Source organism: Pseudomonas sp. M5A4_2d (assembly GCF_053345295.1).
The window spans coordinates 437,878-454,650 of the sequence record NZ_JBKEZW010000002.1 but is presented as its reverse complement, the minus strand read 5'-3'; the positions used below and the strand labels follow the sequence as shown (position 1 = coordinate 454,650).

General features: G+C 60.3%; 13 protein-coding genes. 9 read left to right on the top strand and 4 right to left on the bottom strand.

The window, feature by feature from the left end:
* Positions 1–146 precede the first annotated feature (146 nt).
* The 6 genes from dadA to ACLBW8_RS09075 all read left to right on the top strand — a co-directional run bounded on the left by dadA (position 147) and on the right by ACLBW8_RS09075 (position 6,285).
* Entirely contained in the window at positions 147–1,448 is a 1,302-nt protein-coding gene (gene dadA / locus ACLBW8_RS09100) for a D-amino acid dehydrogenase (protein WP_064454711.1), read from the top strand.
* A complete protein-coding gene (locus tag ACLBW8_RS09095) occupies positions 1,420–1,773 on the top strand; it encodes a RidA family protein (RefSeq protein ID WP_447805200.1) in 354 nt (117 codons plus the stop codon). The genes dadA and ACLBW8_RS09095 overlap by 29 nt, the downstream gene beginning before the upstream one ends.
* A gap of 80 nt (positions 1,774–1,853) precedes the next feature.
* The gene (alr, locus tag ACLBW8_RS09090) at positions 1,854–2,927 is read left to right on the top strand and encodes an alanine racemase (RefSeq protein ID WP_447805199.1); all 1,074 of its coding nucleotides are present in this window, start codon (positions 1,854–1,856) and stop codon (positions 2,925–2,927) included.
* A gap of 116 nt (positions 2,928–3,043) precedes the next feature.
* Positions 3,044–3,592 (top strand): cupin domain-containing protein, encoded by a 549-nt coding sequence (locus ACLBW8_RS09085; RefSeq protein WP_003176893.1) that lies wholly within the window; start codon positions 3,044–3,046, stop codon positions 3,590–3,592.
* Between the two features lie 181 nt (positions 3,593–3,773).
* A complete protein-coding gene (locus ACLBW8_RS09080; protein WP_447805318.1) occupies positions 3,774–4,226 on the top strand; it encodes a c-type cytochrome in 453 nt (150 codons plus the stop codon).
* A 136-nt stretch (positions 4,227–4,362) separates the two neighbouring features.
* A complete protein-coding gene (locus tag ACLBW8_RS09075) occupies positions 4,363–6,285 on the top strand; it encodes an acetyl-CoA hydrolase/transferase C-terminal domain-containing protein (RefSeq protein WP_447805198.1) in 1,923 nt (640 codons plus the stop codon).
* A 134-nt stretch (positions 6,286–6,419) separates the two neighbouring features.
* Here ACLBW8_RS09075 and ACLBW8_RS09070 read toward each other — a convergent pair whose 3' ends face one another.
* Positions 6,420–6,992 carry a xanthine phosphoribosyltransferase gene (locus ACLBW8_RS09070; protein ID WP_053258645.1) on the bottom strand — a complete coding sequence of 191 codons (573 nt, stop codon included), beginning with the start codon at positions 6,990–6,992 and terminating at the stop codon, positions 6,420–6,422.
* A 58-nt stretch (positions 6,993–7,050) separates the two neighbouring features.
* Positions 7,051–9,060 carry a DNA helicase Rep gene (gene rep, locus ACLBW8_RS09065; RefSeq protein ID WP_017737724.1) on the bottom strand — a complete coding sequence of 670 codons (2,010 nt, stop codon included), beginning with the start codon at positions 9,058–9,060 and terminating at the stop codon, positions 7,051–7,053.
* A 267-nt stretch (positions 9,061–9,327) separates the two neighbouring features.
* Between rep and ACLBW8_RS09060 the strand changes: the two genes are divergently transcribed.
* Entirely contained in the window at positions 9,328–10,992 is a 1,665-nt protein-coding gene (locus tag ACLBW8_RS09060) for a putative bifunctional diguanylate cyclase/phosphodiesterase (protein WP_064454705.1), read from the top strand.
* Positions 10,993–11,124: 132 nt separating this feature from the next.
* Here ACLBW8_RS09060 and ACLBW8_RS09055 read toward each other — a convergent pair whose 3' ends face one another.
* On the bottom strand, positions 11,125–12,528 hold the full coding sequence (locus ACLBW8_RS09055; protein WP_064454704.1) for a NorM family multidrug efflux MATE transporter: 1,404 nt from the start codon (positions 12,526–12,528) through the stop codon (positions 11,125–11,127).
* Positions 12,529–12,680: 152 nt separating this feature from the next.
* Here ACLBW8_RS09055 and ACLBW8_RS09050 point away from each other — a divergent pair, with 152 nt between their 5' ends.
* Both ACLBW8_RS09050 and ACLBW8_RS09045 read left to right on the top strand, forming a co-directional pair.
* On the top strand, positions 12,681–13,601 hold the full coding sequence (locus ACLBW8_RS09050; protein ID WP_447805197.1) for a LysR substrate-binding domain-containing protein: 921 nt from the start codon (positions 12,681–12,683) through the stop codon (positions 13,599–13,601).
* Between the two features lie 177 nt (positions 13,602–13,778).
* Complete coding sequence (locus ACLBW8_RS09045; protein WP_064454702.1) at positions 13,779–15,755, top strand: methyl-accepting chemotaxis protein; 1,977 nt, start codon at positions 13,779–13,781, stop codon at positions 15,753–15,755.
* Positions 15,756–15,758: 3 nt separating this feature from the next.
* Here the strand turns inward: ACLBW8_RS09045 and ACLBW8_RS09040 are convergent, their stop codons facing one another.
* Positions 15,759–16,673 (bottom strand): ABC transporter six-transmembrane domain-containing protein, encoded by a 915-nt coding sequence (locus tag ACLBW8_RS09040; RefSeq protein WP_432751380.1) that lies wholly within the window; start codon positions 16,671–16,673, stop codon positions 15,759–15,761.
* Between the last annotated feature and the right edge of the window lie 100 nt (positions 16,674–16,773).

Genomic DNA, 16,773 nt, shown 5'->3' with positions numbered 1-16,773 from the left:
CCTCTGTGAAAAGGGTTTTTGCCGAGAATTGTCGCCAAATATAGGCATTTATATAGTGAAATGCACTGGTGATTGCTTTTTATACTGCGCCCATCATTGCTCGAATAACACACGTCAGCGGCTAAGCCCGTGATGAGGATATAAAAATGCGCGTTCTGGTCTTGGGTAGCGGCGTCATTGGTGTGACCAGTGCGTACTATTTGGCGCGGGCCGGCTTCGAAGTCGTTGTGGTCGACCGTCAGCCCGCCGCTGCCATGGAAACCAGTTTCGCCAACGCCGGCCAGGTATCCCCGGGTTATGCCTCGCCATGGGCCGCACCGGGCGTGCCGCTCAAGGCGATCAAATGGCTGCTGCAACGCCACGCACCGTTGGCGATCAAAGCCACTGCCGATATCGATCAATACCTGTGGATGGCGCAGATGCTGCGCAACTGCACCACCAGCCGCTATGCCGTGAACAAGGAGCGCATGGTTCGCCTGTCCGAGTACAGCCGCGACTGCCTCGACGAGCTGCGCGCCGAGACCGGCATCGCCTATGAAGGCCGCAGCCTCGGTACGACCCAGCTGTTCCGCACCCAGGCCCAACTCGATGGTGCGGCCAAGGACATCGCCGTATTGAAAGAGTCCGGTGTGCCGTTCGAACTGCTTGACCGCGCCGGTATCGCCCGCGTTGAGCCGGCCCTTGCCAGCGTCACCGACATCCTTGCCGGTGCCCTGCGCCTGCCGAACGACCAGACTGGCGACTGCCAGATGTTCACCACGCGCCTGGTGGACATGTGCAAGCAGTTGGGCGTGGAGTTTCGCTTTGAACAGGACATCCAGCGCCTGGACTACGCGGGTGACCGCGTCAACGGCGTGTGGATCGACGGCAAGCTTGAAACCGCCGACCGCTACGTACTGGCCCTCGGCAGTTATTCGCCGAAGTTACTCAAGCCGCTGGGGATCAAGGCGCCGGTGTACCCGCTCAAGGGTTACTCGCTGACGGTGCCGATCACCAACCCGGCGATGGCGCCGACGTCGACCATTCTCGACGAGACCTACAAGGTCGCGATCACCCGTTTCGACAACCGCATCCGCGTCGGCGGCATGGCTGAGATAGCCGGTTTTGACCTGTCGCTGAACCCACGTCGACGCGAAACCCTGGAGATGATCGTCAACGACCTTTATCCTCAGGGCGGTGATTTGACCGAAGCCACTTTCTGGACCGGCCTGCGCCCGACCACACCCGACGGCACGCCGATTGTCGGTGCTACCCCGTTCAAGAACCTGTTCCTGAATACCGGCCACGGCACCCTCGGCTGGACCATGGCCTGTGGCTCTGGTCGTTTGCTGGCCGACCTGATGGCAAAGAAAACGCCGCAGATCAGCGCCGAAGGCCTCGATATTTCCCGTTACGGCAACCATCAGGAGTCCGCAAAACATGTCCATCCAGCGCCAGCTCACCAATGAGCGCATGAGCCACGTCGTTGTTCACAGCGGTACCGTGTATCTGGCAGGGCAAGTCGGCGACGACATGAGTGCCGGGATTGAACAGCAGACCCGTGAAACCCTGGCCAATATCGAGCGGTTGCTGGACTTGGCCGGCACCGACAAAACCAAGCTGCTGTCGGTGACGATTTACCTGAAAGACATCGACGCCGACTTCGCCGGCATGAACGCGGTGTGGGACAAATGGCTGCCCAAAGGCGTCGCCCCAGCCCGTGCCACGGTTGAAGCCAAGCTGTGTGAACCGGAAATTTTGGTAGAGCTGTCTGTCGTCGCTGCGCTGCCTTAAACCAACATCCCTCTCCCGGCACCGGCGCTATTGGTCGGTGCCGGTTTTTTCTTCACTCTGCCGCCTAGAAGCCTGCCGCCATGCGTCCTGCCCGTGCCCTGATCGACCTCCAAGCCCTGCGCCATAACTATCAACTGGCCCGTGAAGTCACGGGGGCCAAAGCCCTCGCCGTGGTCAAGGCAGATGCCTATGGCCATGGTGCCGTGCGCGTGGCCCAGGCGCTGGAGGCCGAGGCCGACGGTTTCGCCGTGGCGTGTATCGAGGAAGGGCTGGAGCTGCGTGCCGCCGGCATTCGTGCGCCGGTATTGCTGCTGGAAGGTTTTTTCGAGGCTGACGAGCTGCCGTTGATCATCGAGCACGATTTTTGGTGCGTGGTGCATTCGCTGTGGCAGCTGGAAGCGATCGAGCAAGCCCGATTGAGCAAGCCGCTGACCATCTGGCTCAAGCTGGATTCGGGCATGCACCGTGTTGGCCTGCATCCCAAGGATTATCACGAGGCCTACCAACGCCTGCTGGCCAGCGGCAAAGTGGCGAAAATCGTACTGATGAGCCATTTCGCCCGTGCCGATGAACTCGATTGTGTACGCAGCGATGAACAGGTGGGGGTGTTTGAAGCGGCACGCCAAGGCCTGTCGGCCGAAGTCAGCCTGCGCAATTCGCCGTCGGTGATGGGGTGGGCGAACGTGGCCAGCGACTGGGTACGCCCGGGCATCATGCTCTACGGCGCCACGCCGTTTGGTGAAGAGCAGGCCATCGCCGCGCGCTTGCATCCGGTAATGACCCTGGAATCGAAAGTCATCTGCGTGCGCGAACTGCCGGCTGGCGAACCGGTGGGCTACGGCGCCAAGTTCATCACGTCGAAGCCGATGCGCATTGGCGTGGTTGCCATGGGTTATGCCGACGGCTACCCGCGTCACGCGCCGACCGGCACGCCGGTGCTGGTGGCGGGGCAACGCAGCCAATTGCTGGGCCGCGTGTCCATGGACATGCTGTGTGTCGACCTTACCGACGTGCCTCAGGCCGGCCTCGGCTCCACCGTAGAGCTGTGGGGCAAGAATATCCTCGCCAGCGACGTTGCGGCCGCCGCCGAGACCATCCCCTACCAGATCTTCTGCAACCTGCGCCGCGTGCCAAGGCTCTATTCCGGGGCTTGAATGCCGCCTACGAGTAGAGCTGGCCGGGATTTAGGCCCAAGTGTTGTAAATACTGAACGCTGTCGCCATGATAACGCTCAATTACAACAAAGCCTGAATCCTAGGAGGCTCCTGCATTGGACGTCGGCGAACGACTGCAATCCATCCGTAAACTGAAGGGTCTTTCCCAGCGCGAGCTCGCCAAGCGCGCGGGTGTCACCAACAGCACCATTTCGATGATCGAAAAAAACAGTGTCAGCCCTTCGATCAGCTCCTTGCGCAAGGTGCTGGGCGGCATCCCCATGTCCATGGTCGAGTTCTTTTCCGAGGAGATCCTCCAGGAAATACCGACCCAGATCGTCTATAAAGCCAATGAGCTGATCGACATCTCTGACGGCGCCGTCACCATGAAACTCGTCGGCCGCGCGCACCCGAGCCGGGCGATTGCGTTTCTCAACGAAATCTATCCCCCGGGTGCCGATACAGGCGAAGAAATGCTCACCCACGAAGGTGAGGAAACCGGGATTCTGGTGGAAGGCCGCCTGGAATTGGTGGTCGGTCTTGAAACTTTTGTGCTCGAAGCTGGCGATAGCTACTACTTTGAAAGCACCAAGCCTCATCGTTTTCGCAACCCGTTCGATGTGCCGGCGCGACTAATCAGCGCAGCCACACCCGCGAACTTCTGACAGAAGAGGCGTCCTGCCAGCGTTGCAGAGACACCCGTAGCTGTATCCGCGAAGCTGAATCTCCCTTTATTTAATAGGGTTGTTTCAGCCAGGCGGGCTAACCGTTATACTTTCGCCGCCTGCGAAACCGTGGCCGCAGGCGTGAATAGCCACCATTGAGGGTGAACGCGTGAACCTAATTATGAAAATGCTGGCTGCACCAGCAACCGTACTGGCCCTATGGGCTGTCAGCGCTCAAGCTGCGACCAATGATGAAATTGCCAAGCGCCTGGAGCCTGTCGGCCAAGTCTGTGTTCAGGGCCAGGAATGCAAAGGGATGGAAGTGGCGGTGGCAGTGGGCGGCGGTGGCGGTGCGAAAACGCCGGACGACGTGATCGCCAAGCATTGCAACGCGTGCCATGGCACCGGGTTGCTGAATGCTCCCAAAATCGGTGACACGGCTGCCTGGAAAGAGCGCCTCGGCCATGTGGATGCTGTATTGGCAGAGCTCAAGATTGAGGACCCGCAGAAAGGGACCAAGGGTTTGGCGCAGGTCGCCAAACACGGTTTGAACGCTATGCCGCCGATGGGCACCTGTGCTGATTGCAGCCTTGACGACCTTGAAGGTGCAATCAAGAAGATGTCTGGCCTGTAACCCGCCGATCTTCGCCAAAAATGCCGCTTACGAGCGGCTTTTTTGTGCCTGGAATTTGTATTTCGAGGCTGTTCATTGCAGCAAAGACCCGGCAAGCTCGGTCCAACCCCTAATCATGGAATGTCAGGAGGGTCGGATGGTGCAGTTGTGTTCAATCGAGCAAGCAGTTGACGACGTACTGGCGCGTTTGCCGGCGCATATCCACATGGGCATGCCCTTGGGCCTGGGCAAGCCGAATCTGTTCGTCAATGCGTTGTACCGGCGCGTCGCCAAGTTGCCGGAGCGGGCGCTGACCCTCTACACCGCGCTGGCCCTGGGTCGACCAACGATGGGCGATGGCTTGCAAAAACGCTTTCTCGAGCCTTTTATCGAGCGGGTGTTCGGCGATTACCCCGAGCTGGATTTCCTCGCCGACCTGCACAAGGACAGCCTGCCGGCTAATATCCGCGTGCAGCAGTTCTTCATGCAGCCCGGCAGCCTGCTCCACAGTGCATCGGCGCAGCAGGATTATGTCAGCAGCAATTACAGCCACGCGGCACGAGATATCAACGCTGCCGGCCTGAATCTGGTGGCGCAGCTGGTGGCTAGCAGCACCGAGCATCCGGATCGCCTGAGTTTGAGCTGCAACCCCGATATCACGCTCGACCTGTTGCCCATGATCGAGAAACGCCGCGAGGCAGGGGAAACCATTCTGATCGTTGGCCAAGTGCACAGCGACTTACCCTACATGCCCGGCGACGCCGAATGGGGCATGGGCGAATTCGACTACCTGATCGACGAAAAGGACAGCACTACGCTGTTCTCCACTCCGAATATGCCTGTGGGCTTCCAGGACCATTTTATCGGCCTGCACGCCAGCACTCTGGTGCGCGATGGCGGCACCTTGCAGATCGGTATCGGCTCCATGGGTGATGCGCTGACCGCCGCCTTGCTGGCGCGCCAAGCCGATAACGAAGCCTATCGGCTGCTGCTGACCGACCTCGATGTGTACCAGTGGGCGCCCTTGATCAGCCACGAAGGCGGCGTCGCGCCCTTTGCCCATGGCCTCTATGGCTGCAGCGAAATGTTCGTCAACGGCCTGCTGGTACTGGCCGATGCCGGCATTATCCGACGCAAGGTCTACCCGGATGTGGCGACACAGCAGCAAGCCAACGCCGGCATCCTGGATGACGCAGCCCAACCTGACGGCATTTCGATCCATGGCGGCTTCTTCCTCGGGCCGCGCAGTTTTTACCAGCGCTTGCAGGAAATGACTCACGCCAAGCGCCTCGAATTCAACATGACCCGTATCAGTTACATCAACGAGCTCTACGGCCAGGAAGAACTCAAGCGCCTGCAGCGCCTGGATGCGCGGTTTATCAACAGCGCAATCATGGTGACGTTGCTTGGGGCAGGTGTAGCGGACCAGCTTGAGGACGGCCGTGTACTCAGCGGCGTCGGCGGGCAGTACAACTTTGTTGCCCAGGGCCATGCGTTGGAAGGTGCACGTTCGATATTGATCCTGCGCAGCTGGCGCGAGTCGGCGGGGGAGGTCAGTTCCAACATTGTTTGGGAGTACGGCCACTGCACCATTCCTCGACACCTGCGCGATATCGTCATCACCGAGTACGGGATTGCCGATTTGCGTGGGCAGACGGATGCCAAAGTGATCGAGGTGCTGCTGAATATTACCGACTCGCGCTTTCAGGATGACTTGATCGAACAGGCGCAGAAGGCCGGCAAGTTACCCAAGGACTTCCAGCTGGACCCGCGCTTTGCCGACAATACACCGGAGCGCCTCAAGGGCATTCAGGCACGGCATCGCCGGTTGTTTCCGGAGTACCCGCTGGGCACTGACTTCACGGATGAGGAAAAGGATCTGTTGCGGGCGTTGAACTGGCTCAAGAGCAAATTCAAGCTGACGGAGATTCTGGAGTTGGGCAAAGCGGCGCTGGATGCACCGGAGCCGGAGGCGTTTCCCAAGCATCTGGAGCGGATGCAGTTGGATAAGCCGGTAGGGCTGAAAGAGGACCTCTATCAGCGTTTATTGCTCGCCGGCCTACAGGCCACCGCGCACTGACAGCTCAACGCAAAACCAAATGTGGGAGCGGGCTTGCTCGCGAAAGCGGTGTATCAGTCGACTTATACGTTGACTGTCACACCGCATTCGCGAGCAAGCCCGCTCCCACAGGTTTAACCGCGTTCAGGCAGCGATTATTCGATAAAGGTCACAACGCCACCCGCCAGCGACTTCACACGCGCCAGCGACTCAACTCGATAACCCTGCGCATCCAGTTCCGCACGGCCACCCTGGAACGACTTCTCGATCACAATCCCCAAGCCCGCAACGGTTGCGCCCGCTTGCTTGATGATCGAAATCAGCGCCTGGGATGCCTTGCCATTGGCCAGGAAATCATCGATGACCAGCACGCGGTCGCTGCTGGTCAAGTGGCGCGGGGAGATCGCGACAGTGCTTTCCACCTTCTTGGTGAAGGAGTACACGGTCGCCGACAGCAGGTTTTCCGTCAGGGTCAGGGATTGCTGCTTGCGGGCGAAAATCACCGGCACACCGAGGTTCAGGCCAGTCATGATCGCCGGTGCGATGCCCGAGGCTTCGATGGTAACGATCTTGGTGATGCCCGAATCCTTGAACCGCGCGGCGAATTCGTCGCCGATGAGCTTCATCAGCGCCGGGTCGATCTGGTGGTTCAGAAAGGCGTCGACCTTGAGTACCTGATCGGAAAGCACGATGCCTTCTTCGCGAATTTTCTTGTGCAGTGCTTCCACGGAAAGCTTCCTCTAATGGCGCGGTGTGCGCCGAAAGTAGATTAAAAAGTAGTCGATTTTAGCGCTTTAACATCGCGCGTATATCCGCCAAGGCGGTGTTGCCGCGAACGGCCTTCACCTCGGTTGGGGTGTCGTCATTGCCTTCCCAGGCCAGGTCATCCGGCGGTAGCTCGTCGAGGAACCGGCTGGGGGCACAATCGATGATTTCGCCGTACTGCTTGCGCTTGGCGGCAAACGTGAAGGCCAGGGTCTGACGCGCGCGGGTAATGCCCACGTAGGCCAGGCGCCGTTCTTCTTCGATAGTGTCGGCTTCGATACTGGAGCGGTGCGGGAGGATTTCCTCTTCCATGCCCATGATGAATACGTAGGGGAATTCCAGGCCCTTGGACGCATGCAAGGTCATCATCTGCACGCCTTCGGCACCGTCTTCCTCTTCTTGCTGGCGTTCGAGCATGTCGCGCAACACCAGTTTGCCGATGGCGTCTTCGACGGTCATCTCGCCGTCTTCGTCTTTTTCCAGGGTGTTCTTCAGCGCTTCGATCAGGAACCAGACGTTGCCCATGCGGTAATCCGCAGCCTTGTCGCTGGAACTGTTGGTGCGCAGCCAATTTTCATAGTCGATGTCCATGACCATGCTGCGCAAGGCACTGATCGGGTCTTCGCCGGCGCACTGTTCGCGCACCTTGTCCATGAAGCGCTTGAAGCGTGACAGGCGATCGGTGAAGCGCGTATCCAGGTGCTCGCCCAGGCCGATTTCGTCGGTGGCGGCGTACATCGAGATCTTGCGTTCGGTGGCGTAGTTGCCGAGCTTTTCCAGGGTGGTGGAGCCGATTTCACGGCGCGGCACGTTGATCACGCGCAGGAAGGCGTTGTCGTCATCCGGGTTCACGATCAAGCGGAAGTAGGCCATCAGGTCTTTTACTTCCTGGCGTCCGAAAAAGCTGTTGCCACCAGAAAGCCGATAGGGAATCTGGTGATGCTGCAGCTTCAACTCGATCAGCTTGGCCTGGTAGTTGCCGCGATACAGGATCGCAAAGTCGCTGTAGGGCCGATCGGTACGCAGGTGCAGCGTCAGCAATTCGACCGCTACGCGCTCGGCTTCGGCGTCTTCGTTGCGGCAACGGATTACGCGAATCTCGTCGCCATGGCCCATCTCGCTCCACAGCTGCTTTTCAAACTCGTGGGGGTTGTTGGAGATGAGTACGTTGGCGCAACGCAGGATGCGGCTGGTGGAGCGATAGTTCTGCTCCAGCATCACCACTTTCAGGGACGGGTAGTCGTCCTTGAGCAACATCAGGTTTTCCGGCCGCGCGCCGCGCCAGGCGTAGATCGACTGGTCATCGTCGCCTACCACGGTGAATTGGTTGCGCTTGCCGATCAGCATTTTCACCAGCAGGTACTGGCTGGCGTTGGTGTCCTGGTATTCGTCCACCAGCAGGTAGCGGACTTTGTTCTGCCATTTTTCGAGGATGTCGGCGTGTTCCTCGAACAGCTTTACCGGCAGCAGGATCAGGTCGTCAAAGTCCACCGCGTTGAACGCCTTGAGCGTGCGCTGGTAGTGGGTGTAGACGATGGCGGCGGTCTGTTCCTTGGGGTTGCGCGCGTTTTCCAGGGCCTGGGGCGGCAGGATCAGGTCGTTTTTCCAGGCGCCGATCATGTTCTTGATCTCATCCACGCCGTCGTCGCCTGCATATTCCTTTTGCATGATGTCGGTCATCAGCGACTTCACATCGGTTTCGTCGAAGATCGAGAAACCTGGCTTGTAGCCCAGCCGCGCATGCTCCTTGCGGATGATGTTCAGCCCCAGGTTGTGGAAGGTACACACCGTGAGGCCGCGGCCTTCGCCGCCCTTGAGCAGCGTGCCGACACGCTCCTTCATTTCGCGCGCCGCCTTGTTGGTAAAGGTCATGGCGACGATGTACTGGGCACGGATGCCGCAGTTCTGGATCAGGTGCGCGATCTTGCGGGTGATCACGCTGGTCTTGCCGGAACCGGCACCGGCGAGCACCAATAGAGGGCCGCCGACGTAGTTCACGGCTTCTTGCTGCCGGGGATTGAGTCGGGACATACAGAATTCAGGGAGTCGTTGTTCAAAAGGGCGGGCATTTTAACAGGCTCGCAGGATTCTGCTCTGACAGAACGACAGTGTGACGTACCACTCGATCTAAATTTGCCGGTTTTGATACTTTGCCGCAGGATGTTGAGGCTTTTACGGCTAAGGTTGCGGCTAAACCTTACAGCCAGCGCATTTGATAACCCCTATCATTGGTGATTATCAGGCAGCGCGTCATAATGCCCGCCGCCACCACACTTTTGCAGAGTCTAGGGAGCTAGCTTGTCTACGCCTGTCGAACCCTTGCGTTTGCTGCTACTGGCCGATGAGCCAGCGTGGGCAGCGTTGTTGCGCGAGTGCCTGGCGCCGATGGGCGAAGGGGCTGTGCTGATCAGTGCGCCCAACTGGGACTCGGTGAGTCGTCTATTCGATGACGACCACACCGCCGTGCTGTTGACCACGCCCCACTTGCAACCCGGTGCCGGGCGCTGCAACTTGCCGTGCGTGTTGTTGCTGGAGCAGGAGCCGCTGGTTGCGCCGCTGGGTGTCAGCGATTGGCTGATCCGGAGTGTCCTGGATTCCGATACATTGCGCCGGTGCTTGCGCCACGTGCGTGAGCGGGGCGTGCTGGAAAACACCTTGCAGCGCCTGGCCGAGCAGGACCCGCTGACCGGCATCGCCAATCGACAGGGTTTCCAGACCTTGCTGGCGGCGCGATTGGTTGAGAACGAAGGCCGCGGTTTGGCCCTTGGCCACCTCGACCTCGACAACTTCCGTCACGCCAACGACGCCTTGGGCCATCAGGCGGGCGATCGGTTGATCCTGCAGGTGGTCTCGCGGCTCAAGAGCCAACTCGAAGCCGGTGACCAACTGGCGCGGCTGGGCAGCGACGAATTTGCCCTGCTGATTGATACTCGCCGCGCGCCTCAGCGCGCCGAATGGATGGCCGAACGCATTACCGAAGCCATGGCCGAGCCCTACTGGGTAGACGGCGAAAGCCTGTTGATCGGTTGCAGCCTGGGTGTGGCACATGCCCGCGCCCGCGCCGGTGCCGACCCGTTGATGTGGCACGCGCACATCGCCATGCAGCAAGCCAAAAGCACTCAAGGCTGCACCTTTCATATCTTCAACGAACGCATCAACCGCAATGCACGCAGCCTGGCTGACCTGGAAAGTGAACTGCGCCGCGCGCTGCGCCGTGACGAACTGGAACTGCACTACCAGCCGCGCCTGGACCTGGACGACGGGCACATCGTCGGCCTTGAAGCGCTGGTGCGCTGGCGCCACGGCGAACGAGGCCTGTTGCCGCCCAGCGAATTTGTCCCCTTGGCTGAACAGAGCGGTCTGATCGTACCGCTGGGTTACTGGGTCATCTCCCGAGCCCTGCGCGACATGCAAGACCTGCGCGAGCGCGGCCTGCCGCCGCTGCACATGGCGGTCAACCTTTCGTTTCGTCAATTCCAGGACAGCCAATTGCTCTCGACCCTCAGCCGGCTCATTGCCGAGCGTGGTGTGGAAGCGCAGTGGCTGGAGTTTGAGCTCACCGAAACCGCCGTGATGCGCCGCAGTGATCTGGTCAAGCAGACCATGGATGCCCTCGGCCGCCTAGGCGTGAGGTTTTCCCTGGATGACTTCGGCACCGGTTTTTCGTCGTTCGTGCACCTCAACAGCCTGCCGATTGCCTTGTTGAAGATCGACAAAAGCTTTGTCGGCGGTATGGAAGAGCGTGAAGAAAACCGCAAGCTGGTGCACGCCATGATCAACCTGGCCCACAACCTCAACCTGGAAGTGGTGGCCGAAGGCGTGGAAACGCCCGAGCAGCTTGCGCTGTTGAGGTTGTTCGGCTGCGACCAGGCCCAGGGTTACTTGATCAGCAAGCCTTTACCGTTGCCGGAGTTGGTGGAATACCTGACGTTCGGCAAGGGTGAGCAGGCGCTTTTGGGCTGAGTATTCGAGTGTTGTAAACCCAATCAAATCTGGGGGCTGGCTTGCCTGCGGTGGCATCACTTGGTTATGCCTGACACACCGAGGTGCCTGTATCGCAGGCAAGCCTGCTCCCACATTGACCGAGCACATCCTCTAGTCGGGTTGCATAGCCTGGAATTGCGTATCTATTTGCGGCTCCCGACGAATCATCCTCTCCATCTTCGCCTCAAACGCCCAAGTCAGGCTGATGGCCGCGCAGGCAAGGCCCAGTGCCAGGCCCCACCACACGCCAGTCGGCCCCCAGCCCAGGGTGAACGCCATCAGCCATGCCGATGGAGCGCCGATCAGCCAATAGCAGCCCAAGCCCACCAGGAAGGTGGTCTTGGCGTCTTTCAGCCCACGGATGCAGCCCATGGCGATGGTCTGCACGCCGTCGAACAATTCGAACCAGGCCGCTACGGCCAGCAGGCTGACAGCGAGGATGATCACGTCGTGGAAGGCCGGGTCGTTATGGTCGAGGAATAGCCCGATAAGCGGATCGGAAAACAGCCACAGCACCGCCGCAAATCCCAACATCACCGCCGCGCCAAATCCGATGCCGACCCTCCCGGCCATGCGCGCATTCAGCAACTGCCCGGCGCCATAATGCTGGCCGATACGCATGGTGATCGCATACGACATGCCCGCCGGCACCATGAACGCTACCGAGACAATTTGCAGGGCAATCTGATGCGCCGCCAATTGCGTACTGCCCATGGTGCCCATGCACAACGCCGCGAAGGCAAACAGCCCGACTTCCACCGCATAGGTGCCGCCAATCGGCAATCCCAGGCGCCACAGCTCGCGCAAATACTGGGTGTTGAGGCGCAGCAGGCCGGTGCCGAGCGGGTAGGCCGCGTACGTCCGATTGCTGCGGATGTACCACATCAGCGCCAGGGCCATGCTGTTGGCAACGATGGCCGTGACCAAACCGATGCCCATCAAGCCCAATTTGGGCAGGCCGAACATGCCTTCTATCAGCGCGTGGTTGAGGAAGTAGTTAAGCACCGTGCCGCACAAGCTGATCACCATCACCGGGGTGGCCTTGCCGATGGCGCTGGTGAAACCACGCAAGGCCATGAAGCTCAGGTAGCCGGGCAGGGCGAACGGCAGGATGGTCAGGAATTGCCCCGCCGCGTGCACGTTGGTTTCGGTCTGGCCAAACATCAGCAATACGGGCTTGAGGTTCCATAGGAGTAAGCCGGCCACCAGGGCCATCAGCCAGGCCAGCCATAGCCCGGCCTGGGTCAGGCGAGTAGCGCCTTCGATGTCGCCCGCACCATGACGAATAGCGACAAGGGTGCCCACGGCGGCGATAACGCCGATGCAAAAAATCGCCACGAACGAATAGCTCGCGGCGCCGAGGCCACCACCGGCCAAGGCTTCGGGGCTAAGGCGGGCCATCATCAGGGTGTCGGTCAGCACCATCAGCATGTGTGCCAACTGTGAGGCAATCAACGGCCCCGACAGCCGCAGAATGGCCCAGAGTTCGGTACGTACCGGATGCTGCATGATCATCACGCTCAAAAAGTCGGAGGGTTGAGGAAGGGTTGATTCTCGGCGCTTTGAGCGCATTGCACAAAACGATAAATGCGATCGTTTGCATGATTAAAACTCATGCCTCAGTGATTCTGGTAGGGTTTCGATATTGCGCTGTCGGAGCTTTCCTAATGTCTCGTCGCCTTCCTCCGCTTTATGCCCTGCGGGCCTTTGAAGCCGCGTCCCGGCATAACTCGTTCACCCGTGCGGCGCAGGAGCTGTCGATCACGCAAAGTGCCGTCAGCCGACATATCCGCACGCTCGAAGAGCATTTCGCCTGCCGCCTGTTCCAGCGCAGCGGCCGAAACCTGCAACTCACCGAAGCGGCGCGCCTGCTGCTGCCTGGAGTACGTGAGGGCTTCGCTGCGCTGGAGCGGGCCTGCCATACCCTGAATGCCGAAGACGACATCCTGCGCATGAAAGCGCCGTCCACCTTGACCATGCGCTGGCTGCTGGCGCGGCTCAGCCGCTTTCGTGCGTTGCAGCCCGGCAACGAAGTGCAACTCACGAGTGCGTGGATGAGCGTGGATGAAGTGGACTTCAACCAAGAGCCTTTCGATTGCGCGGTCCTGTTGAGCTACGGGCATTTCCCGGCAGACTGGGAGGCCAGTTACCTGTTCCCTGAACTGCTGATCCCGGTGGGCGCCCCCAACCTGCTGGCCGATGGGCCTTGGGATGTTAATCGCTTGGCGTCCGCTGAGCTGCTGCACCCTACGCCCGACCGCCGCGACTGGCGCAACTGGCTGGAGCGCATGGGGCTGTCGTCGCAGGTGTCGCTCAAGGGTGGGCAAGTGTTCGACACCCTCGAACTGGGCATGATCGCCGCGGCGCGAGGATACGGGGTGTCGATGGGCGATCTGCTGATGGTGGCTGAAGACGTCGCCCAAGGGCGATTGAGCCTGCCGTGGCCGACCGCCGTGGCCAGTGGGGAAAATTACTACCTGGTGTGGCCGAAAACCCGTCCCGGTGGTGAGCGTTTGCGCCGTTTGGCGGAGTTTCTGCAAGGGGAAGTTAACGCCATGGAGTTGCCCCGGGTTGAACGTCTGGATTGACGCGCTACCGAGCGTCCGTGCAATCGTTTGCGCGATACCCCGGTGAATCGCTCAAGTATTACCCGCACCCGCCGAAGTAGGGGTGTTGGAACCTTCGTGCACCAACGTTTCCCACCAGATAATTTGCCGAGCAGCGCTATGAGATCAGGATGATCCTGGCCTCGGCCAGGAGCTGTCATGTCTCAACCTCGCGCTCGGATCGCCTCTCAGTTAGGCCTCGCCTTGGCCGTAATTTTGGCTGTCGTTATTAGCGGCAGTACTGTTTTCGCCTTGCGCTCCCTCGACTCCGCCAACCTCGACACGCGCGAGGAACACCTGGCCAGCGAGGCGCGCCTGCTCGCTGACCAACTCAACACCTTCCACAGCACCTTGCGCGAGAGTACCCAGCGTTTGAGCGGGCTGTTTGAAAAGCGCTTTGGCGCGGGGTTGAGTGTGCGTGGCGAACAGCCGGTAGCAGTGGCCGGTGTGCAGACCCCGAGCCTGTTCCTGGGCAGCGACCTGTTGAACAACGATTTCGATGAGGTCGATGAGTTCAAGGACACCTCCGGCGGCGTGGCCACGGTGTTTGTGCGCAGCGGCGAAGACTTTATCCGCGTCAGTACATCCCTGACCAAACAGGATGGCAGCCGCGCCATCGGTACGGCCCTTGACCACCAGCATCCGGCCTATCAGCGCCTGCTGGCCGGGCAGAGTTATGTCGGCCGAGCGGTGTTGTTCGACCGCTCCTACATGACCCAGTACACGCCGGTGCGTGATGCGGCTGGCAAGGTGATCGCCGTGCTGTTTGTCGGCTTCGACTACACCGACGCCCAGAACGCCCAGTTCGACAACCTCAAGCGCTTCCGTATCGGCCAGACGGGTTCCCTGGCCTTATTGGACGAACAGAAACACTGGCTGGTGCCGCCGGCAGGTGTGCAGGCGCTGGACCAGGCGATCCCGGTGATGCTCGACCTGGCCAAAAAGCCAGGCAAAGGCCTCTTCTGGAGTGACAAAAACGAAGACTTCTACAGCGTCTCGGTGCCGTTTGAAGGCGGCCCGTGGGCGGTGGTGGCGAGCATGCCGAAGTCCGAAATCCGCGCGGTGACCTGGGCGGTGGGCATTCGCCTGGTGATTGGCAGTGTGTTGGCAATGTTGTTCGCTGTGGGCGCTGCGGTCTGGCTGTTGCGCAGTAAATTGCAGCCCCTGAGCGACCTGGTGCGCCAAGCCGAAGCCCTCGGTGCGGGTGATTTGAGTGCGCGCCTCAATGTGTCCAGCCATGACGAAATCGGCCAACTGGCCCGCAGCTTCAACCAGATGGGCGAAGCGCTGTCGACCATGGTTTCGCATATTCGCAAGGCGGCCGAGGAGGTCAACAGCCGAGCCCAGGCGTTGTCTGGTTTGTCTGGTGGTGCCTATGAAGGCATGGAGCAGCAGTCCGGCGAGATCACCAGCATGGCCGGCGCAGTGGAGGAGTTCAGCGCGACCTCGCTGAACATCGCCGACAACATGGGCAACACCGAGCGGCTGGCCCAGGAAAACGCCCAACAGACGCGTATCGGCCGCACTTCGATGCAGGAGGCGTCGTCGTCTTTGGAGCATATCGCTGCGGCGCTGAACAGCACGGCCACCGTAATCAATACCCTCGGCCAGCGTTCCCAGGAAATCGGCGGGATTGTCGGCGTCATCACCTCGATCGCCGAGCAAACCAACCTGCTGGCGCTCAACGCCGCCATCGAAGCCGCACGTGCCGGTGAGCAAGGCCGAGGTTTTGCCGTGGTTGCCGACGAAGTGCGCAACCTGGCTTCGCGCACCCGTCAGGCCACCGACGAAATTTCCGGCATGATCCAAAGCATCCAGCAGGAAACCGGTAATGCCATCAGCACCATGGAGCACGGCAACGTGTTGATGCAGGAAGGCCTGTCGCGCAATGCTGACGTGGCGTCGGCCCTGGCGCGGATCGACGAGCAAAGCCGCTCGGCGGGCCAGCAGTTTGCCGCGATCACCACCGCGACCCAGGAGCAGAGCAGCACGGCAAACGTGCTCAGCAGCAACCTGCAAAGCATTGCGCTGGCCAACAGCGAGCAGCGTGAAGTGGTGTCGAACCTGGCCATTACCGCCAGGGAACTGGAAACCCTGGCGGCTGGCTTGCGGCATGAGGTGGATCGGTTTCGTTGAGGCCTAGCGGTCGCCGAGGCCTGGGTCCACACGCTTGCCGATATCCTTGAGGCGCGCGAGCTGATCGACCATCCCCGGCGCCTCATCCAGGCTGCTGACGAAGGTCCACAGGTAAGTCATTACCGCGTACACGTGGCCGGCCTTGACCGCAGGCGACAGGGCCAGCTGGCTGATCGCGACGACAAACAGCAGGGCGGCGAGCGTACCGATAAACAGGAACGCGGCCGCCTCGCGGTCTGACAGCCAGATCCGCAGGCGCGACAGCACGTGATAGTGGCGCTGCAAGGTTTGCACGCCGACCTTTTCCACCAAACCGATTTCCTTCTCCAGGCGGTCATTCAAGCGCTCATGCAGCTGCTGATTGCGCCGGGCGAAGCGTGGCAGCAAGGTGGTGCACAACAGCAGTGCCCCCAGACACGCCAGGCCGATCCACGGTTCGATCACCAGCAACATCACCGCCGCACCGACGATGGAGACCAGCGCCGTCGCGATGATCGGCACGTGTTTTTCGAAGAAGTCGACAAAATCCCGTGCCAATACCACCCGCGCCGCTGCCCTTGACGTGCTGTGATTTTGCAGGCGCTGGTTGAGAATGACCGGCACCGCGAGGTCAGCGTAGATCCGCGTGAAGGTGCGGGTGTCCAACGCGCGGCGCGCCGCCCCGACCACCCAAAACATCAAGACCACGGCGGCGTAAAACAACGCACTGCCGGCATCGCCGCGGATGATCGAGTCCACTGCAAACCCTGCAAATAGCGGGTAGGCCAGCAGTAGCGCGTTCTCCAGTGCAACCAGCGACAGCGTGCAAAACAACTTGCCAGGGTAGGCCCGGGCAATTGCTTTGAGGGTCTGGCTGGCGGACTGTTGGCCAATTTTCTTGCTTTCTTCGATCAGAATTTGCGGAGTGACGGATGACATAGGTGCACCAATGGGGTGATAGACGCTATTATTGAGCGACTGCTCAAGTATCCTTGAGCGATCGCTCAAAAAGCAAGCGCCACCCATCTACCGGCGCCCG